The sequence below is a fragment of the Pseudomonas sp. LBUM1662 genome (assembly GCF_059695915.1).
In genome coordinates this window covers 4,253,889-4,279,473 of sequence record NZ_CP166793.1, presented here as the reverse complement: position 1 = coordinate 4,279,473, position 25,585 = coordinate 4,253,889, and the positions used below count along the sequence as shown (strand labels likewise).

The following is a 25,585-nucleotide window of genomic DNA, read 5'->3' as shown; positions in this document are numbered from 1 at the left end:
GCATGAATCAGGAAGAGCAACTGGGCGCGGCCGATCTGGCGTTGGTGCAACTGGGGCGCCGCTTGCAGGCCGATGGCTACCGGTTCATCACCCCGACGCCGCTTACCCATCAGCGGGTCAATGACCGAGCCTTTGGGCAGAACGCCCGGACCCTGCGCGATGTGTTCGGCTGGTCGCGCTCATTCGAACCGGGTCTGCTGTCGACGGATGAACAGTTGCAGTTACAACAGGCGGGCGTCCTTCAAGAAAGCAATGGTCGACTGAAAAGCCGCGTGCGCTGGTCCAGCCTGGATGACCTGCTGTTCGTGCACTCGGGGTTCCCCACGGAAGCCGCCGATGCGGTGTTCTTCGGCCCGGACTCCTACCGGTTCGCGCAGCTGATTCACGCCCATCTGCAGCAAACCTTCGCGCCGATCAGACGCGCCGTCGACATTGGTTGCGGCGCGGGCGTCGGGGCGATTGTGATTGCCCGCGCACGCCGTGAAGCCGAGGTGCTGGCCGTCGACATCAACCCGGCGGCGCTGCGCCTGACGGCGGTCAACGCGGCGCTGGCCGAAGTCGCTAACGTCACGGTCGAGGCCAGCGACGTGCTGCAGGATGTCGACGGCCAGTTCGACCTGATCGTCGCCAATCCGCCGTACATGGCCGACCCCGCCGAGCGTGCTTACCGCCATGGCGGCGGCGAATTCGGTGAGCAATTGTCGTTGCGCATTGTCGAGCAAGCGCTGTATCGCCTGGCGCCCGGAGGCTCTTTGGTGTTGTACACCGGGGTAGCAATGATCGATGGCCAGGATCCGTTTCTCGAGGCGCTGACTCCGCGTCTCGAGTCACCGATGTTCGGCTGGACCTACCGCGAACTCGATCCCGACGTGTTTGGCGAAGAATTGCTGACCCCCGGCTATCAACGGGTGGAGCGGATTGCAGTCGTGGCCTTGATCGTCACGCGCATCGGCTCCGGCATTGGAGGCAGCGTTGAATCAGCAGGTGCGCCATGAGCAAGAATCTGGACGACTACAACCGCATGCGCGATTTCTCGGCGACCTCTGAACCCGCCGCGAAACGCTCGGGCAAGAAAACCGCGAAAGACCATGCCTTGCAGTTCTGTATTCAGAAGCATGATGCCTCGCGCCTGCACTATGACTTTCGCCTGGAACTCGACGGCGCATTGAAGAGTTGGGCAGTGCCCAAAGGCCCATCGCTGGACCCCAAGGTCAAACGCCTGGCGGTCCACGTTGAAGACCATCCGATCGATTACGCCACGTTCGAAGGCAGCATTCCCCAAGGGCATTACGGCGCTGGCGACGTGATTGTCTGGGACCGGGGCGTGTGGATCCCGCAGGAGGATCCGGCCAAGGCCTATGCCAAGGGCAAGCTCAAGTTCGAGCTGCAAGGCGAGAAACTCGGCGGCCTGTGGAACCTGGTGCGCACGCACATGCCGGGCAAGCAGGAGCAATGGTTTCTGATCAAGCATCAGGACAGCGCGGCGAAACCCGAAAGCGATTACGACGTGGTCGTCGCCGAGCCGGGCAGCGTGCTGAGCGACCGAACCATCGTTCCCAGGAAGGCCAAAACTGCCGACAAACCCAAACCGGTCAAGAAGCCTGCGCGCAAGGTCACGCCGAAAGAACAGTCAGCGCAACTCACCGGGGCGCACAAGGCCAAGTTGCCCGACCAGCTCAAGCCGGAACTGGCGACGCTGGTGGAAAAAGCCCCGCAGGGCGAGTGGAGCTATGAGATCAAGTTCGACGGCTACCGGATCATGGCGCGCGTCGACCACGACGAAGTGAAACTCTTCACCCGCAACGGCCACGACTGGACCCACAAACTGCCGAAACAGGCCGAGGCGTTGGCCGCGCTGGGCCTCGAATCTGCCTGGCTTGACGGTGAAATGGTGGTGGCCAACGAGCAGGGCGTGCCGGACTTCCAGGCGCTGCAAAATGCCTTCGAAGCCAATCGCAGTGGCAACATCGTTTACTACCTGTTCGACATGCCTTACCTCAATGGCGTGGACCTGCGCGAGGTGCCGGTCGAGGAGCGGCGGGTCGCGCTGGCAACGGTACTCAAACCCAATGAAAACCCGCTGCTGCGTTTCTCCGATGCGTTCGGCGAAGAGCCGGAAGCCTTGCTCAACAGCGCCTGCCAGATGCAAATGGAAGGGTTGATCGGCAAGCGCCTGGGGTCGCCTTACGTGTCACGTCGCAGCAACGACTGGATCAAGCTCAAGTGCAAGCATCGGCAGGAATTCGTCGTGGTCGGTTTCACCGATCCGAAAGGTGCGCGCAATGCCTTCGGTGCGTTGCTGCTGGGGTTGCACGACCGAGACAGCGGCGAGTTGCGTTACGCCGGCAAGGTCGGCACGGGGTTCAACGAGACCACGCTCAAGCACATCTACGAACAGCTGAAACCGTTGCAAGTGAAGAAGCCAGCGGTGGTCAATCCGCCCACCGGTTTTGACGCCAAGGGCGTGCATTGGCTCAAACCGGTTTTGCTCGCCGAAGTCGCGTTCGCCGAGATGACCAAGGATGGGTCGGTGCGCCATGCGGTGTTCCATGGCCTGCGCGATGACAAGCCCGCCGAAGACATCACTGAGGAGCGTCCGAAAGCCGTGAAAGCCCAGACCAGCAAGAAAGCCGCCGCAGAGAAACCGGCCGCCGCGGCGAAAAAGAAACCGGCCAAGTCAGCGCCCGCGCCCTCACAAATCGGCCTCGGCGAAGGCAAGGTGCGCATCACCCATCCGGACCGGGTGATCGACGCCAGCAGCGGCACCACCAAAGTGCAACTGGCGGAGTATTACGCCAGCGTCGCCGAATGGATCTTGCCCGAGCTCAAGGACCGGCCAGTGGCGTTGGTGCGCGCCCCGGACGGCATCGCCGGCGAGCTGTTCTTCCAGAAAAACGCCGAGCGCCTGGCCATTCCCGGGATCACCACGCTGGACAAGGACGTCACCGGTCAACCAGTGATGATCATCAACAACGCCGAAGCCCTGATTGGCGCCGTGCAGATGAGCACGGTGGAGCTGCACACCTGGAACGCCACCACAGATAACCTCGACAAGCCTGACCGCTTCGTCCTCGACCTCGACCCGGACCCGGCGCTGCCGTGGAAAAGCATGGTCGAGGCGACTCAACTGACGCTGTCGGTACTTGATGAACTGGGGCTGAAGGCCTTTCTCAAGACCAGCGGCGGCAAGGGGATTCACCTGGTCGTGCCGCTGACCCGCAAGCTCGGTTGGGACGAGGTGAAGGATTTCAGTCATGCGATTGTCAGCCACATGGCCAAGTTGCTGCCGGAGCGCTTTTCCGCGGTGTCGGGGCCGAAGAACCGGGTCGGGCGGATCTTCATCGATTACCTGCGCAACGGTCTGGGCGCCACCACCATCTGCGCGTATGCCGCACGGACCCGCGAAGGGCTGCCGGTGTCGGTGCCGATCTTTCGCGAAGAAGTGGCCGAATTGAAAGGCGGTAATCAGTGGAACATCCACAACGTGCAGGAGCGACTGGCGGAAGTGGGCGATGAGCCTTGGGCAGACCTGAAGAAAACCCGGCAAGCAATCACCGCCGACATGCGGCGCAGAGTCGGAATGAAGAAGTAACCTCATCACAACCCTTGTAGGAGCTGTGTAGGAGCTGTCGAGTGAAACGAGGCTGCGATCTTTTGATCTTGATCTTTTTACAAGCAAGATCAAAAGATCGCAGCCTCGTTTCACTCGACAGCTCCTACACAGCTCCTACACAGCTCCTACACAGCTCCTGCAAGGGGCCGGTGTTTAACGGATGAATGCCTGCAAATCAGTACCCAGTTTGTCGATGGCCGCCTTGAAGTCCTGGGCGGTGATCTTCTGGCTGGCGTTTTCCAGGGTGCTGCCGAAGACTTTGCGCACGACTTTGGCCACGGTCTGGTTATTGCTGGCGTCGATGAACTCGGCCTCGATAAACAACGTGGTGTCCTGATCGCGGTGGCCACTGGCAGCGGATACACCACCGACGACGGCGGCGACCGGAATCACTTCATACCATTTCATGCCTTCGTTTTCAGCGTTAACCCCGGTGATCGCCGCGCGCATGATCAGGGTCTTCGAGCCTGGTTTTGCGGTAGAGACCACGCGGTATTTCTGACCGAGGATGCCTTTGGTCTTGGTGGTCATGTAGTTCTGGAGGTCATCGAGGGTTTGCCGGTTGACCCGCTCGTTGGGCTGCGGCGACGGGTACAGCTCCAGCTTGTTGAACGCCACGGTGTCATAGGCATTCGGATTCCACGACGGGCTCACCCAGCGCATCGCGGTTTCGCCGCTGGTGGTGGTGACTTGCTGCAGGTTGTTGTAATTCGAGAGGTAGCCTGAGTACTGGTCTTTTTCCGTGACTTTCGAGGTGCAACCGCCGAGCAACAGGCTGGTCAATGTAACGCCGATGAGTAATTTTCGGGACAGATTCATTGTGGTGTGTGCTCCATGGATTTAGTCGTTTTTTTCGATTGCAGGCATCAAAAACGCCAGGTCATGTTTCCGGTCACCGCTTGAATCCAGGCATTGTCGAACTGACCGGAAGTTCGAGTGCCCGACGTGGTCTTGGTCTGGTCCACCGGCATGTCGCCAAGCCAGACCATGGCCCAGCTGACGTTAATGTCGGTGACCTTGTTCAGAGCATAGGTGGCCCCGGTCGCAATGCGCCAGGATTCGCCCATGGGCGCGGAAAATGTTCGGTTGTTGTCTGAAACGGCGCTGCTGTCATACGCCACGCCGACGTTCCATAACAGTTGCGCAGTGGCCTGGTATTGGGCACCCAGGGCGAGTTGCCAAGTGTCTTTGTAGTGGGCGTCGATCGTGGTCGATCGGGAGCCGGCAGCCGTGGTGTCGACCTGCACGGCGACGTCGCCGAACTCGGACCAGTCCTGCCAGTTGACCGAGGCCAGCAGGGCCCATTGCGGGTCGAGTTGCTGGAACAGGCTCAGCGTGACGGTTTGCGGCACGGTCATGTCGAGCTGGGTGTTCAGGCCGTCCAGACGATCCAGCCCCGGACCATTGCCTTTGATATCCAGACCGTCCTCGAAGTCCAGATCGACCTTGCTGGTGTAGGCCAGGCCGATACGCGTGGCGGGTTGCGGGGCGTAAATCACCCCCACATTTGCACCAAACCCCCAGTCATTGTCCTTGTACTTGAACTGGCCGTCGCTGCGGTCGGTGAATCCGAAGGGCGCGCGGTCGATCGCGGTTTGCGCTTGCAGCATGCCGTACATGGCTTTCACACCGACGCCGACCGACCATTGCTCGTTGAAGCGATACGCCACGCTGGGCACAAACGACAAACCGGCGAGGCTGACGTTCTGCGCAAAGTAGCGCCCGGACCAGTCGTTGTCGTAATTGGCGGCCAACCCGAAGTCGCCGTAATTGCCGAAACCGACGCTCCAGTGGTCATCGAGTTGATGGCTGATGAAAAAGCTGCCGCCGGGAATCGGGTCGAGGGCGTTGCCACTGCCGCTGCCCGTACCGTTGGTGTTGGTGTTGGAGTCGCGATCAAAGGTCAGGTCGCCGTAGAGCACCTGCAATCCGCCGGTAATTTGCGTACCAGGCAGATAACTCATTCCCGCCGGGTTGCTGGCAATTGTTGAGGGGCCTTGGGCCCGGGCGGCGGCACCGGCGTTGGCCAGGCCGGCGTTATCTGTGCCGATTTCATAGAGCATGATGCCGCCGGCCTGTGCTTGCTGGCAGCACAGCGCAAGGAGGGTGAGGGTGGGCAGGGTGGTTGTTTTTGGCTGCATGGGGCTACCTCGACAAATGTCCTTCACGAACTCGGGTGGCCGCCGTTGGCCACCCGTCTATCGACGGCCTACTTGGCCATCTCCGCCCGAGCCGCTGCGATCTTGGCTTTGACAGAATCGAGGTTGAAGCTCGCGCCTTTTTGCATCGGTGGGTATTCAATCGCTGTTTCAGCCAGTTTGGCGACCTGTTGCTGAACGAACACAAAGCGCCAGAACTGGTACTTGAACCAGTCGAAGTACTGTTGGGAGCCTTGAGCTGCCTGGTTTTCCGGCCAGCCCATACGCTCGAACGGATCAAGCCGAAGATTGGTCAGGATCGGTACGTCGACCGCCAGTTTGGCGCCCATCCAGCCACCAGGTTGATCGATAAAGCGATATTTGTAGTCGCCGATTCTCACCGCGCCCAGCGCACTCTCACCAAAGTAAAAGATTTCGTTACGAGTCGACGGACCTTTGCCGGTGATCATCGGCGTCTGGTCATAGCCGTCCAGGTGCACCTTGTAGGTGCGGTCGCCCAGTTGTTTGCCTTTGAGCAGTTCCTGGGTAATATTGGGGTTACCGGCCGCCGCGACCAGCGTCGGGAACCAGTCCATCCCGGACATGATGCCGTTGGCAATCTGATTGGCCGGCACCTTGCCAGGCCAGCGAATGATCGCCGGAACCCGGAAGCCACCTTCCATCACGGTGCCTTTGCCCATGGCAAACGGTGTGGTGCCGCCATCCGGCCAGGTGAAGTTTTCCGCACCGTTGTCAGTGGTGAAAATCACAATGGTGTTGTCATCCATGCCGTCCTTTTTCAGCTTGGCCATGACGTCGCCGACGATGTCATCGAGCTGCGCCATGCCGGCTTCCTGCTCCGACCAGCCATTCTGCGAATTGCGCATCGCTTCGTACTTGTCGGACAGGTGCGTGACGATGTGCATGCGGGTCGGGTTGAGCCACAGGAAGAACGGTTTGTTATCGGTCTTGGCCTTGTCGATGAAGGTGAAAGCCTTGTCGCGAATTTCGTCGTCGACGGTTTTCATGCGCTCTGGGTAGAGCGTGCCGGCGTCTTCGATTTTCTGTTTGCCGACCTTGCCCCAGCGTGGCATCACCGTCGTATCGTCGGTTGCGGTCGCCCAGCTGTGAACCATGTTGCGCGGGCCAACGGTGGCCAGCAGTTCCTGTGGATAATTGGGGTGCGCCGGGTCTTCCATGGCGTCGAGGTGATAGAGGTAACCGAAGAACTCGTCGAACCCGTGCACAGTGGGCAGGAATTCGTTCAGGTCACCCAAGTGGTTCTTGCCGAACTGGCCGGTGGCGTAGCCCATGGATTTGAGTGCGGTGGCGATGGTGACGGCTTCGGCGGGAATGCCGATGGGAGAACCGGCCTGGCCGACGGTGGTCATCCCGGTCCGGATCGGCAGTTCGCCGGTGATGAAGTTGGCGCGCCCGGCGGTGCAACTGGCCTCGGCGTAATAGTCGGTAAACCGCATGCCTTCAGCGGCGAGCTGGTCGAGGTTGGGGGTTCGGCCGGCCATCATGCCCTGGTTGTAGACGCCGATATTGGACCAGCCGATATCGTCGCCCATGATGACCACGATGTTGGGGGCGGGGTTGTCAGCCGCTTGGGTGATGCCGGGTAGAACCATCGCGGACAACAACATTGAAGCAGCAAACAACCGGGATAATTTTGTCTGGTTCATGTGACGCTCCTGCGTACTGACGTAAGTACCGAAGACAGGCCCCCCGACCGTTCTTTAAATTCATGTCCCCCGCAAGAGCGTAGGTATGAACTGTAAAATATCCAGTAAAAAGTTGCCGACCGTGAGCCATCGTTTCATGGGCTTTACAGCGCGGTCGGCGATTCAGATGGCAAGTGACATCCAGTCCATAAAGTGCCCGCGTCGTCACACGGGTTTTGCAGCTCGGATCTTCGCAAGGAGCGGAAAATAATCCGTTGCAGTGCAACACCGTTGCTACGCTTAAATTCCTGACACGACCTCTATGGAGAGCAAGCGATGTCACACCACCTGCATCTTTTCCGGTTGTTCTCCTTCGGTCTGATCATGGGCGTGTTCGTCCTCCCCTTGTACGCGGGCCAAGCCCTGGCCGCCGATTCCCCGGAGGGTCAACTGGAGCCCAAAGCGCTGGAGGTCTTGAAGTCCATGAGTGCAAGGCTTGCGGGCACCCCAGGCTTAAGCTTCAAAGCCGTCACCACTTACGAGAAACCCAGCCGTCTGGGGCCGCCGTTGGCCTACAACACCGTGGCACTCGTTAATGTGCAGCGCCCCGATCACCTGCGCGTGTTGACCTCGGGTGATGGTCCTGCGACCGAGTTCTATTACGACGGCAAGCAAGCCTATGCCTTTGAGCCGAAAGAAAAGTTGCTGGCACAAGCGCAGGCGCCTGCGACCATTGATGCAACCCTTGAGGCCGCCTACCAGCGCGCGGCTATCTATTTTCCTTTTACCGATGTCATCGTTGCCGATCCCTACAAGGATCTGAAAAGGGATATGCGCCTGGCGTTTTACATCGGTCAGTCCACGGTGGTGGGCGATACCACGACCGATGTCATTGCTTACGCCAACGATGTGGTGTTCGTCCAGGCCTGGATCGGCGCGCAGGACAAGCTGCCGCGCATGCTGCGTGCGGTGTTTCGTGATGATCCCACTCAATCCCGGCATCAGGTCGCGTTCAGCGACTGGAAACTTGAGTCGTCGCTGCCTGCGGATTTCTTCAAACCCGAGCATATCGAGGATGCACACAGAATTCAGTTTGCTCCACCGCCCGACCTGCGTGCCCCACAAGGGGTCAAACCACCGGTCGCAAAACCCTGAGCGAGGAGACTGAACCATGAACAGATCGACCTTCAAGTTCGCCGGCCTGTTGGTTGCGGCACTCACGTGCAATCAAGCCGCGGCCTGGTCGCACGCGTCCAGCTTCGGTCATTCATCCGGTGGCGGTGGTTCCTGGAGTCACTCCGGTGACTATGGCTCGGCGTCGGGTGGCAGTGGCAGTTGGAGTGGATCGAGTAATCGAGGCGGGACGGCGTCCGGCGGCGGTGGTAGTTGGAGTGGCTCAGGCTATCGCGGTGGCTCGGCTTCGGGTGGTGGCGGTAGCTGGAACGCCCACGACGAGAATGGTGGAAACGCCTCCGGCGGGGAGGGTTCGTGGCACGGCACCGGAGCCGAAGGCGGCACCGCTTCCGGGGGCGGGGGTGCATGGCATGCTCAGGGTGAATATGGCGCCAGTGCCAGTGGTTACCATGCGGACGGAGAGGGTGCGACGGTCTACCATCCGGCGACCTACGGCACCAGCTACTACCACCCGCCGACCGCTGTCTATGCCAGCAGCGGCTGCTACAACTGCGGATACAACGAAGGTGTGAACCCCGCTGCCGCAGCGGCGGCAGGGGTGGTGGCCGGCGCCGCCGTCGCTACTGCGGCCAATGAGAATGCAAACAACAACGCCTATGGTGCTGGCTATAACGCGGGAATGACGGCCTCCGCGCCGCCGACCATGCCTCTGGGAACGACGTTTGTCAGTCTTCCTTCAGGGTGTGGGCTGAGGACGGTCTCAGGAGGGACTTTTTATCAGTGCGGTAATTCGTGGGTGCGGCCTGCCTACGGCGCCAATGGCGTGTTCTACACCGTGGTACCGATGCCGTAATCCGGAGTTGAAACATGTTGATCAAGCAACCGAAGTACTTGCTGCTCTGTTGCAGTGTCTGCATGGCCCCCTTGGGGCTGGCACAGGCGGAAGATTCTGCCGAACTTGCCAAAAAGGCCCTCAACCCGATTGCGGCGATGTACAGCCTGCCGATCCAGTACACCTGGGACCAGAAGATGGGTGCATCGGGCGAGGGCATGCACAGCGTGACCAACATTCAGCCGGTGTTGCCTTTCGAATTGAACAGCGAATGGAACCTGATCTCGCGCACGATTTTGCCGGTGATTGATCAGCATGGCCTGGCCCCGAATGGCGCTGCGGACAAGTCGGGTATCGGCGACGTGACTCAGAGTTTTTTCTTCTCTCCCAAGGCGCCGACGCACAGTGGCTGGATCCTCGGGGGCGGGCCGGCGATTCTGATTCCCAGCGGCAGCGACAGTCTGTTAAGCAGCCGCCAATGGGGACTTGGCCCCACGGTGGTGGCACTGAAGCAATCGAACGGATGGACCCGAGGTATTCTGGCCAATCACATATGGAGCCTGGACGGTGAAGGATCGAATGGTGCGCCGAAGGTCAACCAGACGTTCCTGCAGCCGTTCCTGTCATACACCACGGCCACCTACACCACCTTCGGGGTCAACACCGAGTCGATCTATAACTGGCAGACCAAGGAGTGGGCTGTCCCGGTGAATGCGACGGTCACCCAACTGCTGAAAGTGGCGGGGCAACCGTTTACGATCCAGGTCGGGCCACGCTACTGGGCCGACAGCCCGCAGGACGGGGCTCGGGGTTGGGGCGTGAGGGCGGCGTTCACGCTTTTGTTCCCCAAGTGAATGCTGCGCGCGGTGCCGCGCCTGTTCCAGTGAACAAGCGCTGCTCCGAACCTCAGCTGATCTTGCGCAATGAACCCTGCCAGTATTTCTCCCGCACTTGCCGCCGTAAAACTTTGCCGACCACTGAGGTTGGAAGCTCATCGACAAACACCAGCGATTTCGGCGCCTTGTAGCCACCCAGTCGCGTGCGGGTTTGTGCGATCAACTCTTCTGAAGTAACCGTTTCCCCCTGACGCAGGATCACTTCGGCATGCACCGCTTCACCCCATTCCGGGTGCGGAATACCGACCACGGCCGCCATCAGCACTGACGGATGAGCCGCCAGCGCCGCCTCGACTTCCACTGCATACACATTAAAACCGCCGCTGATAATCATGTCCTTGAGCCGGTCAACGATGTACAGGAAGCCGTCGCTGTCGATATAGCCCAAGTCACCGGACTTCCACGCGCCATCGTCGAACTCCGCCGCCGTGGCTTCCGGGTTTTCGTAATAGCCCTTGATGATGGCTTTGCAACGGATACGGATTTCTCCGGTTTCGCCAACGGGTAGCGGATGACCGTCCGGGTCGGCGATAAACACTTCAACGCCAGGCGTCGGTCGGCCTGCCGAGGACAGATGTCGCAGGGCGGTAGCATTTCCGGGTTGATGCGCAGCCTTGTCCAGCGACGCAATGATCATCGGTGACTCGGTGGCGGCGTAACCCTGCACGAAAATCTGCCCGAAACACTCCACCAGTTCACCCAACTTGTCCGGACTCATCGGTGCTGCGCCATAGATCAGTGTGGTCAGCGACGAGAAGTCTTTCGGATCGGCCCGTTGCAGTTCCAGCAAGCGATACAGCACGGTCGGTACCAGGAAGGAATGGGTGACACGCTCGCTTTCTACAATCTGCCGCCAGCTTTCCATGTCCAGCTGATTCAGGGTGATGTTGGTGCCACCGCCATAAACCGTCGGGAAGAACAGCATCAGGGTGCCGTGTGACAACGGCGAGACATGCAGCAGGCGAGTACGGTTGGACAGGCCCAGGTCGGTATTGATGAAGGCCGCATCGCGACACGCCATCCAGTTGTCGATGGAATACATCGCGCACTTGCCCTTGCCGGTGGTGCCACCGGTGAAGCGCAGCATGCAGATGTGCTGGTCGGTATCGAGCGTCACGTCATTGTCGACATCGGACGCGGCTTCCACCATCGGCCAAAAACTGTGCACGCCGGGGAGGGCGGCTTGCTCGGCGGTGGGCGGGTCCATCACCACGATCTCGCAATTGCGATGGCGCAGCATGCCGTAGTAGCTGTCCAGCAGGCGGGTTTCGAGGAACACCACCCGCGGCCGGACCAGGTCGATTTGCCGCGCATGCTCGTCAAGCGGGTCGCGCAGGTTGGTCATGACCACCGTACCTTCCTGCTTGAAGGTGCCGGGAAACATCATCAGGCTGAGGTTGTCGTTTTCCAGGATCAGCATGAAGCGCTCGCCCGCGCGAACCTGCAGCGTGGAGCGCAGGACATCGGCGATGCGGTTGGTCAGTAGATGGTATTGCTCGTAGGTGAAACGCCGGTTGCGCTCGACGTTGACGATCGCTTCTTGATCGCGATGGCGCAGCGCGAGCAAGCGCATGATTCGGCTGAAATTCATTTTCATGGCGTGTTGGCCCTGTAGGACTGGCGCAATAGATCGAGGCGTTTACCGGGCACGCATGCGCGAGGCGGCATCGAGGCGAATGGTTTCGCCGTTGATGTAGGCGTTCTCGATCAGGAAGGCGCAGCAATGGGCAAACTCGCGCATGTCGCCCAGACGTTTCGGGGCTTCCATTTGTTCCTTCAGGGAGTTCAGGACTTTCTCGTCCAGGCCGGCGACCATGGTGGTCAGGAACAGGCCCGGTGCGATGGCGTTGACGCGCACCCCGATCTCGCCCAGCTCACGAGCAGCGGGCATGTTCATGCCGATCACCCCGGCCTTGGTGGCGGCATAGGCGCACTGACCGACCTGACCTTCATACGCGGCACCGGACGACACGTTGATCACCACGCCGCGCTCTTCGCCGGCCTCGGCTTCGTTGTTGGCCATGTGCTCGGCACACTTGGACATGACGTTGAAGACGCCATTGAGGTTGATCGCGGTGGCCTGGGCGAAACGCGCCAGCGGCGCTGCCTTGCCTTCCCGGCCCAGCACTTTGAAACCGGTCGGCACCGCGGCGCCGTTGATGCACACGTGAATCGCGCCAAATCTGGCCATGACCGCGTTGACCGCGTTCTGCACCGAAGCTTCATCGCTGACGTCGGTCTGTACGAACATCGCCCGGTCCGGGCCGATCTCGGCCACGGCTCGTTCGCCGGCTTCGATGTTCAGGTCGAAAATCGCCACGCAAGCGGCTTTTTCGGTCACCAGGTAATGAGCGGTCGCCAGGCCCAGGCCCGACGCACCGCCAGTGATCACAACGACTTTGTCTTGAATACGCATGAAAAGTGTCCCTGTTCGCTGCCCGGCCCACACAGGCCGGGTTGTTATTGTTGGGTGTCGAACTGACGGCTGATCAGAACGCGTTGACCCCGGTCAGGGCGCGGCCAATGATCAGTTGCTGGATTTGCGTGGTGCCTTCCGGGATCGGCACGATGATGGCTTCACGGGCGAGTTTTTCGACCAGGAAGTCGGTGGTCACACCGGCGCCGCCGTGAATCTGCACGGCTTGACGGGCGACAGTCACCGCCATTTCGCACGCGAAGTATTTGGCCATCGCGGCTTCCATTTCGGCCGGGACGCCAGCACCGATCATCTCGGCGGCGCGATAGGTCAGCAGGCGGGCGGCGTCAACGTTGGTGGCCATTTCCGCGAGCATGCCGCTGATCAACTGGTGACCGGCGATCACTTTTCCGTGTTGCTTGCGCTCTTTGGCGTAGCGCACGGCTTCTTCCAGGGCGCGACGGCCGATGCCCAGGCCTTGAGCGGCCACGAACACGCGGGAGCGCTCGAAGAACGACAGGGTGTTTTTCAGTGCCTGACCTTCGCCGCCGATGATGTTGCTGGCCGGCACGCGCACGTCGTTGAGGAAAATCTGTGCGGTGGACTGGCTGTTCCAGGCCATCTTGTGGATGTTCTGTACTTCGTACGGGTGTTCTTTGCGGTCGAGCAGGAAGTGGGTCAGGCCCTTGCGTGGGTCTTCACCGGTGCGGCAGGTGCAGATCAGGAAGTCCGAGTACGAACCGTTGCTGATCCAGGTTTTCTCGCCGGTGATGATGTAGTCGTCACCGTCGCGGCGGGCGCGGGTCTTGATTTCCAGCACGTTGGAGCCGACATCCGGTTCCGAAATGCCGACGCTGACAAACGAGTCGCCGCTGATAAGGCCCGGCAGATAACGCTCGCGCAGGTGCGCCGGGGCGAGTTTTTCCAGCATCTGTGCGCCGAAGGAGTTGATGACCACCGGTGTCGACAGGTCCACCGAGCAGGCGGCGACTTCTTCGAACAGCATGGTCATGGTCGGCCAGTCCAGGCCCAGGCCGCCGTTGGCTTCGCTGACGGCGCCGGAGACCATGCCGAACTCGGAGAGCTGGCGCATCATCTCGGCCATTTTCTCTTTCGGCATGAATTTATCGCGGTACTCCTTGTTGAACACCGGGTCGATCTTGTCGGCCAGGAAACGACGGAAACTCTCGACGGCTTCGAGTTGTTCCGGGGTGCGCATGACGTGTCCCATGGGGGTTCTCCTTAAATATTCTTGTTGGCGAGAATGTTGACGGCGACCACGGCTTCTTCGATGCCGAACAGGCCACCGCCGTTTTCCTGAATGGCAATGCGGGCGTCTTCGACTTGGCGCTTGCCGGCTTCACCGCGCAGTTGCGTGACCAGTTCATGGATCTGGCCAAGACCAGTGGCACCAATCGGATGGCCCTTGGATTCGAGGCCGCCCGATGGGTTGATCGGCATGCGGCCGCCGACGGTGAAATCACCGCGTTCGGCTGCCGGGCCACCTTCGCCGAAGGGCACCAGCATCAGCGATTCGGCGTTGAGGATTTCGCCGATGGCCGAGGCGTCATGGACTTCCGCAACGTCGACGTCGGATGGGTCGACACCGGCCATGGCGTAGGCTTTTTTCGCGGCGAGGTGGGCGATGATTTTTTCCGGCTCTTCCAGGCCACGGTTGGTGCCGGTCTGCACCACGCTGGCGAGCACGCGAACGGCGCGGTCACCGTTGTTTTTCAAACGCTTGAGACCTTCGGCGGTGCACAACAGCACGGCGGCCGCGCCGTCGCTGATCGGCGAACACATCAGGGTGGTCAACGGGTAGCAAATCGGCGGCGAAGCCAGGACTTCGTCGATGCTGAAGGCTTGCTGGAACTGCGCCAGCGGGTTGTGTACCGAGTGCTGGTGGTTTTTCGCCGCAACGGCAGCGATCTGCCGCTGAGTGGTGCCGTAACGCAGCATGTGGTTGCGGCAAATCGCGGCATACACGTCCATGAACACACTGTAAGGACGCTCGGAAACGGTGCCCGGCGGCGGCTCGATGCCTTCGCCCATGGCCAGCAGGATGTATTTGTTCTGTTCAACGGTGGACACGTCCCAGCCGCCATCGAACACGGCGAACATCTTGGCCTTGTCGGGGATGTTCATTTTCTCGGCGCCAACCGCAAGTGCGATGTCGCACTGGCCGGCACGCAGCGCCAGCGTGGCGAGGTTGAACGCCGAAGAGCCGGATGCGCAGGCGTTCTCGACCGAGAACACCGGCACGCCTTCGATGCCGATGCGGCGCATGGCGATCGGGCCGGGAATACCGGTCTGGCCCTGCAACAAGCCGTTGGTCATGGTGCTGTAATACACCGAGCCGACGTCAGCGGTGGTGGCGCCGGCATCCTTCAACGCCAGGCCGACGGCTTCGTCGACCATGTCGTAGACGCTGCGCTCCAGCAACCGCCCAAATGGCGTCATACCAACGCCCACTACGTAGATATCGTTCATTGTCTGTTCCTGAAAATGGCGGGGACGTGGCGGCCTAGCGGCCCTTGAAGTTGGGTGCGCGTTTTTCGCTGAAGGCTTGCAAACCTTCCTGGAAGTCGGCGGTGCGCAGGTGTTGGCGCAACATCACTTGCTCGTGCTGCAAGGCGTCGTCGCGGGACTTGTCGGCCGAGGCGCGGGCCACTTCTTTCATGCGGCGCAGGGCGATGGGGCTCTTTTTCGCGATCTGGCTGGCCAACGCCAGGGCGGCGTCGGCGAGTTCGGTGTCGGCATGGACTTCGCACACCAGGCCGTAGCCTTTCATTTCGCTGGCGGACAGGGATTTGCCGGTCATCAGCAAATACATCGCCATGTTCAACGGGATCAGCCGTGGCAGGACTGCCGCGCCGCCTGCACCGGGATAAACGCCGAAGTTGGCGTGGGCATCCGCGAGGGTGGCGCTGTGTGCCGCGATCACGATGTCGGCGCACATGGCCAGTTCGAGGCCGCCGGCCATGGTCACGCCGTTGAGCGCGGCGATCACCGGTTTGGGAAAGTTGCGCAGCTGACCGAAGACCTGATTGGCACGATCGAGGAAGTCAGCTTCGCCCGCTGCCAGGCTGGCGCCGGCCAACACTTCCTTGAGGTCGGCACCGGCGCAAAAGGCCGGGCCGCTACCGGTGAGGATCACTGCCCGCAACTCGTCATTGTTCGCGATGTCGTTGAGGCAGTGCTCGAGTTCGGCGAGTGTCGCCAGATTGAGCGCATTCATGGCCCGTGGCCGATTGAGCGTCAGGCGCGCCACCGGGCCGATGATTTCGTACAGCAAGACCTCTTCATTCATGACAACTCCCCTTTATTGTTAGTCGCGCTATTGGCGTAGTTGATGGGCCGATAGTAGGAATGCCGCCCGGGGCTGCGCAGGTCATTGCAACGAAAGCGCTTGTCCGCTGGGTGTTGGCGGGGGGATGCGCGAAGGGGATTGCCTGTCCGGTTGCGCCAAAGACTGGAGAAAGGGTTCAGATGACCGGCGCCGGGCAGGGGTCTTGCGCACCATCGGGTCATTAAAATAATCAGCACCCAAGGAATGTCATGGCCAGCAGCCAACACTTCGATGCCCACGAGACCATCGGCCGAATGCAGGATGTCCTTGCGCGCCAAAAGGCGGCATTCATTGCCGAAGGAGCGCCCTCGGTCGCGTTGCGTGTCGATCGGATCGATCGGGTCATTGCCCTGGTGCTGGAGAACCGGCAGGCATTGTGCGAGGCGCTGGCTGCGGATTTTTCGTGGCGCTCGCATGACCATTCATTGATGAGCGATGTGCTGCTGCCGGTCGCAGGGCTCAAATACGCGCGCAAGCGGGTACATCGGTGGATGAAAGCCGAACGGCGTACGCCGGAAATGGGCGCTGGCTGGTTGGGTGCCAAGGCACAGATTCATTTCCAGCCACTGGGCAGCATCGGCATCATGGCGCCGTGGAATTTCCCGGTGGCCATCGCCCTTGGGCCGCTCGCCGAAGCCTTTGCCGCGGGCAACCGGGCGATGATCACGTTGTCGGAGTTCACTCCGGCGACGGCTGCATTGTTGATCGAGTTATTGGCCCGCTATTTCGATGACACCGAAGTGGCAGCGTTTGTCGGTGGCGCCGAGGTCGGCGCGGCCTTTTCGGCATTGCCGCTGGACCACATCATTTTTACCGGTAGCCCGAGGGTAGGGCGTCTGGTCATGGCCGCCGCTGCGCAGAATCTCACGCCGTTGACGCTGGAGTTGGGCGGCAAGTCCCCGACCATCATCGGTCGCGGTGCCGATCTGGATAATGCAGCACGACGGATCTGGGGCGGCAAAGGCATCAGCGCCGGACAAGCCTGCATTGCCCCGGACTACGTGTTGGTGCATGAAGACGATCTCGAACGGTTGCTGATCAGCATGCAAGACGAACTGCGCAAGATGTTCCCGACCCTGCGCGACAACCCCGACTACACCGCCATGGCCACGCCCGGCCAGTACCAGCGTCTGCAAACGTACCTGGCCGATGCCGAAGCGCGGTATGTGCGTTGCATCGAAGTCAATCCGGCGCAGGAAGAACTCGCCAGCGTGCGCAAGATTGCGCCCACCTTGTTGGTGGACCCGCCGGAGGACGCATGGGTGATGCAGGAAGAACTGTTCGGGCCGCTGCTGCCGATCCGCAGCTATCGATCCATCGACGAAGCCATCGCTTACGTGAATGCGCGCCCGCGTCCGCTGGCGTTGTACTACTTTGGAAATGATCGCGCCGAGGCGAAGAAAGTGCTGGAACGAACCTCTTCGGGCGGTGCCTGCATCAACGAGGTGATGCAGCATATTTTCCAGAGTGACTTACCGTTTGGCGGCTGTGGAAATTCGGGTTTCGGTCGTTATCGCGGCGGTGACGGGTTCAAGGCCTTTAGCTTGCAGCGCGCCGTGTTTACGCCGCCACGATGGGATGTCATGGGCTTGCTGCGCCCGCCTTACGGCAAGTTGTTCCGCCGAGTGATGAACGCTTTGTTGAAGCCGTGAGGCTGCCAAAAGATCGCAGCCTCGTTGCACTCGACAGCTCCTACAGGGATTTGTGGTCCACCCGGTCAATGTAGGAGCTGTCGAGTGCAACGAGGCTGCGATCTTTTGACCTTGATCTTCGCCCAAAAGGAAACCACGAATGTCCCTGCTGAAACCCCTTGTTCTGGCCACATTCTGCCTGGCATCCGCCCCTCACTGCCTCGCCGCCCCCAACATCGTGGTCCTGGTCGCCGACGATTGGGGCTACAGCGATGTCGGCTCGTTCGGCAGCGAAATCGCCACACCGAACATCGACACCCTGGCCCGTGAAGGCGTGCAGTTTGCCGACTTCCACGTCACCGCGTCCTGCTCGCCGACCCGCTCGATGCTGCTGACTGGCGTCGACAATCACCGCAACGGCGTCGGCAACATGCCGGAAACCATGCCCGCCGAACACCTGGGCAAACCCGGTTACAGCGGCGTACTCAACGATAATGCGATCACCGTGGCCAGCCTGCTCAAGGACAAGGGTTATCACACCTACATCACCGGCAAATGGCACCTGGGCAAAACCGCCGACACCTTGCCGAACAACCGTGGCTTCGAGCGCTCGTTCATCCAGGCCGACAGCGGCTCGGACAACTGGGAAGAGCGGCCGTATGCGCCGCTGTACGACAAGGCGGCCTGGTTCGAGAACGGTCAGCCAGCGCACCTGCCCAAGGACTATTACTCTTCGACTTTTATCGTCGACAAGGTCATGGATTACATCGCGGCGGATCGGCAGGACGGCCAGCCGTTTTTCGCTTATCTGGGGTTTCAGGCCAACCACATTCCGGTCCAGGCGCCCAAGGACATCATCGACAACTACCGTGGCCGCTATGACGAAGGCTGGAGCGCATTGCGCAAGGCGCGCCGGGATCGCGCGGTAGAACTGGGCCTGATTCCCGCCACAGCCGGCATGCAAACCATGGCGAGCACCGCTGACTGGGAGGCCCTGAGTGATCAGGAAAAACGCTACGAAGCGCGGCGCATGGAAGTCTATGCCGGCATGGCGCAAACCATGGACCTGGAAATCGGTCGCCTGATCGCCCACCTCAAAGCCACCGGCGAGTACGACAACACGGTGTTTGTCTTCCTTTCCGATAACGGCAGTGAACCCACCGACCCTTACGACATCCTCGCCCTGAAACTTTGGCTTGAAGTGAAGTACTCCCGCGACATCGATCGCCTGGGCGGCAAGGGCGGGTTTTCCAGCATCGGCCCGAGCTGGGCCAGCGCCGCGGCGGCGCCCTTGAGCGGCTACAAGTTTTTTGCCGGCGAGGGCGGTTTACGCACGCCGCTGATCGTTTCTGGTGTGCCCGGTATTCAGGCCAATCAGATTTCCAGAGCCTTCACCCATGTCACCGACATTGTCCCGACCTTGCTGGAAGTGGCCGGGGTCAAACCTCACGACGGTCATTACCAGGGCAAAGCAGTCGAACCCTTGATCGGCGCCAGTCTGGTGCCGGTTCTGCAAGGGGGATCCGAACGGGTGCATGCCGAGGACAAAGCCATCGGTTATGAACTGTCCGGCAGCGCCGCGTTGTTCAAGGGCGATTACAAGCTGGTGAAAAGCCTCAAGCCAGTGGGCGATGAACAGTGGCACCTCTACAACATCGCCACCGATCCCGGTGAAGTGATCGACTTGCAGCTGCAGATGCCGGAACGCTTCCAGGGTATGCAGGCCGACTATGCCGAGTACGTGCGCGTCAACGGCGTGCTGCCGATGCCGGCGGGTTACGACTACAAGCGTCAGGGGCAGTTGTACGCCTTGCAACATGTACTCATACCGAAACTCAAGGCCGCCGCGCCGCCCGTTGTGGCGGTGTTGGTGCTGCTGGTCGGGGCGTGGGTATGGCGCCGTCGTCGTCGAAAGGGGGCAGATTCATGATTGATGAAGCGGATGAGTGGGGCCGCCGGTTGATTCACTGCCGCAAGGTAGAGTGCCAAGGCTATCTGCGCGCCGATGGGCTTTGGGATATTGAAGGCCGATTGAGTGACAGAAAGACCCATCCGGTGACCCTGGCTGAGGGCCGGACCGTGGCGGCGGGGCAGACCTATCACGGCATGCTGATTCGCCTGACCGTGGACGATGATTTCATGGTGCGCGAGGTTCAGGTGTCCATGCCCGACGTGCCCACCAGTGAATGTCGCGGTGCTATTCCGAACTATGAAAAGCTGCTCGGGGAGCGCATCGGGCCGGGGTTTTCACGGCGAATCAAAGAGCTGTTCGGCGGGATTGGCGGCTGCGTGCACTTGACCGAGTTGCTGCTGCCAATCGCAACAACGGCGTTCCAGACCATCCCAATGGCGCGGGCCATGGTTGCGCCGCGCACGGCGGCGGATACCGAGGCGTATGGCAACGCCACCGGCAAGCTGATCAATACGTGTCACGCGTTGCGCGAGGACAGCCCGGTGGCCATTTTCCTCAAGAAGTGAGGCGGGCGAGGCACGAATCAAAAGATCGCAGCCTCGTTTCACTCGACAGCTCCTACAGGGGAGTTGCATGCGGTGTGTACACCGCGAAATTCCGGGTGCCTCCGATCCCTGTAGGAGCTGTCGAGTAAAACGAGGCTGCGATCCTTTGATCTTAGTCAGATCAATCGCTGGATCTGCTCTTCGCTCAAGCCTGACTTGCGCAGAATCCGAGTGCTGTGTTCGCCGCGCCTCGGCACATTCCCCACGGCCGAAGGCGTCGCCGAAAAGCGCGGCGCCGGTGCGGCTTGAAGTACGCCGTTACGACGCGAGTACACACCACGTTCGGCCATGTGCGGATGCGTCAGGGCTTCGACCGGTGTGAGCACCGGGGCGAAACAGGCGTCGCTGCCTTCCAGCAAGTCGATCCAGTGCTGGCGTGGCTGGCTGGCAAACACGGCGGCCAGACGCTCGCGTAACGTGCCCCACAAACGCGGATCGTAAGGGCTCTTGAAATCCGGGTCATCACCCAGCCCGAGCTTGTTGAACAGCAGGGCGTTGAACTGCGGTTCGAGGGCTTGCACGCTGACAAATAACCCATCGGCGCACGCGTAAGTGCGGCCCCAATGCGCGCCGTCGAGCAACCCGCAACCGCGCTCCAGCGGTTGTTGACCGGCGGCGTGTGCGGACAGCAACAGGTTCATCAGGTTGGCGCTGCCGTCGACAATCGCCGCATCCACGACCTGGCCGATACCGTTGGTGCTGGCGTTGATGATCCCGGCCAGAATGCCCATGGCCAGGTACAGCGCGCCGCCGCCCAGATCACCCACCAGGGTAGGTGGGGCCATCGGCGGTTGACCCGCTTCACCGCTGAACCACAAGGCGCCGGAGATGGCGATGTAATTGAGGTCATGACCCGCCGCTTGCGCCAGCGGACCTTGCTGGCCCCAACCGGTCATGCGCCCGTAGACCAGTCGCGGGTTGCGGGCCAGGCACACGTCGGGACCCAGTCCCAGACGTTCCATGACACCGGGGCGCATGCCTTCGATCAGCGCGTCGGCCCCTTCGATCAGGCGCAACACGGCTTCGATCGCTTCAGGGTCCTTGAGGTCGAGGGCGATTGATTGTTTGCCACGATTGACGATGGCGTGCCGGCCCAGGTCGAGCAGGTCGGCGCCCTTGCTGCCGGCGCGTTCCACCAGAATCACCTCGGCGCCCATGTCTGCCAGCAACATGCCGCAAAACGGGCCCGGCCCGATGCCGGCGATTTCCACGATGCGAACGCCGTCCAATACGCCCATGTGCGTACTCCTTTGGATGAATGTAGTTTTTTTGGGGGAGATCAAAAGATCGTAGCCTCGTTGCACTCGACAGCTCCTACATTGGCCGGGTGGAACACAAGTCCCCTGTAGGAGCTGTCGAGTAAAACGAGGCTGCGATCTCTTGACCTTAACGACGGAACAACAACACGGTCATCACCGCATGAAACCCAACCGCCGGCCATAACAACAACCCGCTGCTGAGCACCACGCCGATGTACGCCAGATACAACGCAATCAACCCGTTATAAACAACCATCGCCCGCACCGCCGCGACGTTGACCGGCCGGGGCCAGCAGGCAATTGCCAGTGCAATCAAGGCCAGTCCGAAGAACCGCGCAAACAGCTCGATGACCTCGGTCCCGGTGATGCCCAGCAGCAACTGGCTGACCAACCCGGGCGTGAACAGCAACGCCAGCCCGGTGGCCAGTTCGACCACCGCAGCAACGGTCAGCAACTTAGGCGTGGTGATGAAGGTCGTTGGTTTCATGATCGTCACTCGAGGGTGTAGAGGCGCTGGCTGCGCGGTCCTGGCGGATAAATTCGGCGGCTTTTTCGCCGATCATCACCGTGGCTGCCGTGGTGCTGCACCCAATGATAGTCGGCATGATCGAGGCGTCGACCACGCGCAGACCTTGCAGGCCGTGCACCTTCAATCGAGCGTCGACCACTGCCATTGCATCGGCGCCCATTTTGCAGGTGCCCACCGGGTGATACAGGGTGTCGGAACGGTTGCGCAGGACCTGCTCGATCTCGGCGTCGGTGTTCATGGACGCGTCGATGACATCCGTTGGGTTGAGCGCCTTGAAAGCCGGGGTGGCCATGACTTTCTCGATGACCCGGTAGCCTTTGATCAGTGTCTTGATGTCGTCAGGGTGGGTCAGGAACGCCGGGTCGATCACCGGTGGCACCATCGGATCGGCACTGGCGAGGGTCAGTTGCCCGACACTTTTCGGGTGCAACAGACAGGCGTGCACGCTGAGGCCATGACCTCGATACAACGTGCGGCCATGGTCGGCGAACATGGCGATGGTCAGGGCCAGTTCGATATCGGCCTGACGCAGCTCCGGCGAGGTTTTGACGAACGCACACGCCTCTGCAAAGTTGCTGGTCAGCGGGCCCGTGCGTTTGCGCCAGTAACGGATCGCTGCCTTGGCAATGTCCCAGGCGCCTGCCAGCGAAAGGCCGATCAGGTGGCGGGATTTGACGCGGTAGGAGTGCACGTAATCAATGTGATCCACCAGGTTCTGGCCGACGCCCGGCAGCTCGTGGATCACCGGAATGTCGAACTTCAACAACTCGCCAATCGGCCCCACGCCGGACAGCAGCAGAAGCTGCGGGGAGTTGAAGGCACCGGAACTCAGGATCAGCTCCTGGCGGGCGCGCAGCGTGCGTTTTATGCCGTTCTGGACGAACTCGATGCCCACCGCGCGCTTGCCATCGAAAATGATGCGCGTGGCGTGGGCATGGGTTTCGATGTGCAGGTTCTGCCGGTGCCGGTTGGGCGTCAGGTAGGCCTTGGCCGCGCTGCAACGCTGTCCGTCCTTTTGCATGACCTGCACTCGGCCGAAACCTTCCATGCTCGCGCCGTTCTGGTCGGGGCAGGCGGGATAACCCGCTTGCTGGCCAGCCTCGACAAAGGTTTCACCAAAAGGATTGGGCGAGGAGTGGAAGCGCACGTTGAGCGGACCGTTCTGTCCATGCAGCGGGTCTTTGAAGTGTTCGTTGTGCTCGGCGCGTTTGAAGAACGGCAGCACCTCCTGATAACTCCAGCCAGGATTGCCCAGCGCTGCCCAGCGGTCGAAGTCTTCGGGATGGCCGCGATGATAGGCCATGGCGTTGATCGAAGAACTGCCACCCAAGGTCTTGCCCCGGGGCTGATAACCGACCCGGCCGTTCAAGCCCGGTTGCGCCACGGTCTGGTACTGCCAGTTATTGATCGAGGTCGGCACCATGGCCGCGACACCGGCCGGCATGTGCACCAAGGGGTTGGTATCGGGGCCGCCCGCTTCGAGCAGGCACACCGAAATATCCGGGTCTTCCGACAAACGACTGGCAACCACGCAGCCGGCAGCGCCTGCGCCGACTACGATGTAATCGAATTCCGTGTTCTCGTTCATGCGTTCTTCTCTTTGTTCGATGCACTACTTGAATGCATTGTGGACAGAACGCTGCGCCGCCACCGGTCAATAGAATCAATTCGACAGTCACTGCGACAGGTGACTATCGCGCCAAGCACCGGAACATCCCGGACAGGCGCTGCGCCAGTGATTGACCGGGGCGCATCCGGGGGCGAGTATCGGTTTTCGCATCTCCAACAGGCAGGCACATGTCAGGTTCGAAAATGGATACGCCCGGCACCGAAGAATCGTTGCGTGAAGAAGCGTTGCAGCCCACCACCATCGGCAGCTACACCGTGGCCATTGCGCGGGCGCTGGACGCCAGTGGTGTGGACAGCAAGCGGATTTTCACCGCGATGGGCATTCCGCTGGACCTGTCGACCGACCCGATGACGCGCCTGCCGGCGGCGACCATGACCCGGTTGTATCGGGCCTGTGTCGATGTGACCAACAACCCGTATTTCGGCCTGGCCGTGGCCAAGCACATTCACCTGACGCACTTGCATGCCTTGGGGTATTCACTGGCGGCCAGCGGCACATTGATGGATTTCTGTCGACGCCTGGAGCGTTATTTCCGGCTGGTTTCGCAGGTGGCCAAGATCAGTGTCGACCAGGTCGATGACCAAGTACTGATGCGATTCGAACATTTACTCGAACTCAGCAGCGAAACGGAGGATGCGTTTTTCGGTTTCCTGATCCGCACCATGCGCCTGATCTACAAGCAAGAATTCAGCCCCTTGCGGGTGGAGATGCGCCGCCCGATGCCCCACGAGGGCGGTCAGCCTTACGAGGCCTTGTTTCGCGCGCCGGTACTCTTCAAGCAGGAACACGGTCTGCTGGTTTTCGCCAAAACCGACCTCACGCAGGTGCTCAGCGGTTCCTGTCCGGAACTGGCCCAGGTCAACGACAACATCATCATCAGTTACCTGTCGCGACTGGATAAAAGCGATGTGATCACCGGGGTGACGCAAAAAATCATCGAGTTCCTCCCCGACGGCGATTGCACCCGGGACAAGGTCGCCAGCGCCCTGTGCATGAGCCCGACCAAACTGCAGCTAAAACTGTCGCAGCGCGGCACCAATTTCCAGCAATTGCTCGATGACACGCGCAAGGAACTGGCGTGCAGCTACCTGAGCCAGGCCTCGCGCCCGGTGACTGAAATCACTTTTCTGCTGGGGTTCAGCGACACCAGCAACTTCACCCGCGCCTTCAAGCGCTGGACCGGTTTGTCCCCCACGGATTTCCGCGCACAACCCTTGTAAGAGCTATGCAGGAGCAATGTAGGAGCTGTCGAGTGAAACGAGGCTGCGATCTTTTGATCTTGCTTTTTTAGATCAAGATCAAAAGATCGCAGCCTCGTTTCACTCGACAGCTCCTACAGGGGGGGTGTGTTAAAGCCAGATGGCGTCCCATAGCGGATAGTTGCCAATTCGTTTTACCAACCCCGCACGCAACGGATTCATGATGATGTAGCGCGCAGCACCTTTCAGGTCTTCATTACGACGCAACGCTCGGTCGTAATAACCCTTTTGCCAAAGTCGTCCCTGCTCGCCACAACTGATGTTGATCGAGTGGCTGCTTCGGGATTTGATGCGGCACACGAGTTCGGACAGCGAGCCTTGTTGTAGCTGGAACAGCCAGTGCAGGTGATCGGGCATTACCACCCAAGCCATCGAGGTGACCCTGTCGCATTCTTCTGCACAGCGCAGTTGCTCGACCAAGAGGCGTCCCACCCGCCAATCTGCAAAGACAGGCTGGCGCTGAAATGTAACGGCGGTGAGGAGATAGATGTGTCCCGGTTCAGAAAACCGGCCCTTGCGCAGATGACATCCGTTTGCAGCGACAGGCATTCCATTGCCCTCCAGCCATGAGTGAAAGATAAACATTAGCCGGCGCCTCGCGTACCGACGGCGTAAAGCAATTCAGAATTTGTCGAATCCCCCTGTAGGAGCTGTCGAGTGAAACGAGGCTGCGATCTTTTGATCTTGATCTTCAGCCATTCCGAAAAGAGCAAGA

21 protein-coding genes are annotated in these 25,585 nt (G+C 60.6%); 9 read left to right on the top strand and 12 right to left on the bottom strand.

The genetic code is table 11. From position 1 onward, the window contains the following. The first annotated feature begins 2 nt into the window (after nucleotides 1-2). Nucleotides 3-995 (top strand): methyltransferase, encoded by a 993-nt coding sequence (locus ACA049_RS19365; RefSeq protein ID WP_497328978.1) that lies wholly within the window; start codon nucleotides 3-5, stop codon nucleotides 993-995. Next, nucleotides 992-3,592, top strand: coding sequence for a DNA ligase D (gene ligD, locus ACA049_RS19360; RefSeq protein WP_497328976.1), 2,601 nt, complete (start codon nucleotides 992-994; stop codon nucleotides 3,590-3,592). The genes ACA049_RS19365 and ligD overlap by 4 nt, the downstream gene beginning before the upstream one ends. 174 nt (nucleotides 3,593-3,766) lie before the next feature. Here ligD and ACA049_RS19355 read toward each other — a convergent pair whose 3' ends face one another. From ACA049_RS19355 to ACA049_RS19345, 3 genes are all read right to left on the bottom strand, one after another. Further along, entirely contained in the window at nucleotides 3,767-4,432 is a 666-nt protein-coding gene (locus ACA049_RS19355) for a DUF3313 domain-containing protein (protein WP_497328974.1), read from the bottom strand. A 47-nt stretch (nucleotides 4,433-4,479) separates the two neighbouring features. Continuing rightward, nucleotides 4,480-5,754, bottom strand: coding sequence for an OmpP1/FadL family transporter (locus ACA049_RS19350; protein WP_497328972.1), 1,275 nt, complete (start codon nucleotides 5,752-5,754; stop codon nucleotides 4,480-4,482). A gap of 68 nt (nucleotides 5,755-5,822) precedes the next feature. Beyond that, entirely contained in the window at nucleotides 5,823-7,439 is a 1,617-nt protein-coding gene (locus tag ACA049_RS19345; protein WP_497328970.1) for an arylsulfatase, read from the bottom strand. Between the two features lie 315 nt (nucleotides 7,440-7,754). Here ACA049_RS19345 and ACA049_RS19340 point away from each other — a divergent pair, with 315 nt between their 5' ends. The 3 genes from ACA049_RS19340 to ACA049_RS19330 all read left to right on the top strand — a co-directional run bounded on the left by ACA049_RS19340 (nucleotide 7,755) and on the right by ACA049_RS19330 (nucleotide 10,238). Beyond that, nucleotides 7,755-8,573 (top strand): DUF2092 domain-containing protein, encoded by an 819-nt coding sequence (locus ACA049_RS19340; protein ID WP_497328968.1) that lies wholly within the window; start codon nucleotides 7,755-7,757, stop codon nucleotides 8,571-8,573. 16 nt (nucleotides 8,574-8,589) lie between these two features. Then, a complete protein-coding gene (locus ACA049_RS19335) occupies nucleotides 8,590-9,405 on the top strand; it encodes a hypothetical protein (protein ID WP_497328966.1) in 816 nt (271 codons plus the stop codon). 62 nt (nucleotides 9,406-9,467) lie between these two features. Then, nucleotides 9,468-10,238 (top strand): transporter, encoded by a 771-nt coding sequence (locus ACA049_RS19330; RefSeq protein ID WP_497336916.1) that lies wholly within the window; start codon nucleotides 9,468-9,470, stop codon nucleotides 10,236-10,238. Nucleotides 10,239-10,290: 52 nt separating this feature from the next. On the opposite strand, the gene ACA049_RS19325 is transcribed toward ACA049_RS19330, so the two are convergent. From ACA049_RS19325 to ACA049_RS19305, 5 genes are all read right to left on the bottom strand, one after another. Next, nucleotides 10,291-11,877, bottom strand: a complete 1,587-nt coding sequence (locus ACA049_RS19325; protein WP_497328964.1) for a class I adenylate-forming enzyme family protein — start codon at nucleotides 11,875-11,877, stop codon at nucleotides 10,291-10,293. 42 nt (nucleotides 11,878-11,919) lie between these two features. Then, nucleotides 11,920-12,696 (bottom strand): SDR family NAD(P)-dependent oxidoreductase, encoded by a 777-nt coding sequence (locus tag ACA049_RS19320; RefSeq protein ID WP_497328962.1) that lies wholly within the window; start codon nucleotides 12,694-12,696, stop codon nucleotides 11,920-11,922. Nucleotides 12,697-12,769: 73 nt separating this feature from the next. Continuing rightward, nucleotides 12,770-13,927, bottom strand: a complete 1,158-nt coding sequence (locus ACA049_RS19315) for an acyl-CoA dehydrogenase family protein (RefSeq protein WP_497328960.1) — start codon at nucleotides 13,925-13,927, stop codon at nucleotides 12,770-12,772. Between the two features lie 11 nt (nucleotides 13,928-13,938). Further along, nucleotides 13,939-15,186, bottom strand: coding sequence for a thiolase family protein (locus tag ACA049_RS19310; RefSeq protein WP_497328958.1), 1,248 nt, complete (start codon nucleotides 15,184-15,186; stop codon nucleotides 13,939-13,941). 34 nt (nucleotides 15,187-15,220) lie between these two features. Continuing rightward, nucleotides 15,221-16,006 carry an enoyl-CoA hydratase/isomerase family protein gene (locus ACA049_RS19305; protein WP_497328956.1) on the bottom strand — a complete coding sequence of 262 codons (786 nt, stop codon included), beginning with the start codon at nucleotides 16,004-16,006 and terminating at the stop codon, nucleotides 15,221-15,223. Nucleotides 16,007-16,254: 248 nt separating this feature from the next. Between ACA049_RS19305 and ACA049_RS19300 the strand changes: the two genes are divergently transcribed. From ACA049_RS19300 to ACA049_RS19290, 3 genes are all read left to right on the top strand, one after another. Continuing rightward, complete coding sequence (locus ACA049_RS19300) at nucleotides 16,255-17,697, top strand: coniferyl aldehyde dehydrogenase (RefSeq protein WP_497328954.1); 1,443 nt, start codon at nucleotides 16,255-16,257, stop codon at nucleotides 17,695-17,697. 139 nt (nucleotides 17,698-17,836) lie between these two features. After that, the gene (locus ACA049_RS19295) at nucleotides 17,837-19,606 is read left to right on the top strand and encodes an arylsulfatase (protein WP_497328952.1); all 1,770 of its coding nucleotides are present in this window, start codon (nucleotides 17,837-17,839) and stop codon (nucleotides 19,604-19,606) included. Beyond that, the gene (locus ACA049_RS19290; protein ID WP_497328950.1) at nucleotides 19,603-20,154 is read left to right on the top strand and encodes a DUF2889 domain-containing protein; all 552 of its coding nucleotides are present in this window, start codon (nucleotides 19,603-19,605) and stop codon (nucleotides 20,152-20,154) included. The genes ACA049_RS19295 and ACA049_RS19290 overlap by 4 nt, the downstream gene beginning before the upstream one ends. 155 nt (nucleotides 20,155-20,309) lie before the next feature. On the opposite strand, the gene ACA049_RS19285 is transcribed toward ACA049_RS19290, so the two are convergent. From ACA049_RS19285 to ACA049_RS19275, 3 genes are all read right to left on the bottom strand, one after another. Beyond that, a complete protein-coding gene (locus ACA049_RS19285; protein WP_497328948.1) occupies nucleotides 20,310-21,431 on the bottom strand; it encodes a CaiB/BaiF CoA transferase family protein in 1,122 nt (373 codons plus the stop codon). Between the two features lie 148 nt (nucleotides 21,432-21,579). Next, nucleotides 21,580-21,939: a hypothetical protein gene (locus ACA049_RS19280; RefSeq protein WP_497328946.1), complete on the bottom strand. Its 360-nt coding sequence runs from the start codon at nucleotides 21,937-21,939 to the stop codon at nucleotides 21,580-21,582. Next, nucleotides 21,908-23,569, bottom strand: a complete 1,662-nt coding sequence (locus ACA049_RS19275) for a GMC family oxidoreductase (RefSeq protein WP_497328944.1) — start codon at nucleotides 23,567-23,569, stop codon at nucleotides 21,908-21,910. Before ACA049_RS19275 ends, ACA049_RS19280 begins: the two co-directional genes overlap by 32 nt. A gap of 209 nt (nucleotides 23,570-23,778) precedes the next feature. Here ACA049_RS19275 and ACA049_RS19270 point away from each other — a divergent pair, with 209 nt between their 5' ends. Then, complete coding sequence (locus ACA049_RS19270; RefSeq protein ID WP_497328942.1) at nucleotides 23,779-24,831, top strand: AraC family transcriptional regulator; 1,053 nt, start codon at nucleotides 23,779-23,781, stop codon at nucleotides 24,829-24,831. A gap of 129 nt (nucleotides 24,832-24,960) precedes the next feature. On the opposite strand, the gene ACA049_RS19265 is transcribed toward ACA049_RS19270, so the two are convergent. Further along, nucleotides 24,961-25,419: an REP-associated tyrosine transposase gene (locus ACA049_RS19265; protein WP_497336914.1), complete on the bottom strand. Its 459-nt coding sequence runs from the start codon at nucleotides 25,417-25,419 to the stop codon at nucleotides 24,961-24,963. Nucleotides 25,420-25,585 lie beyond the last annotated feature (166 nt).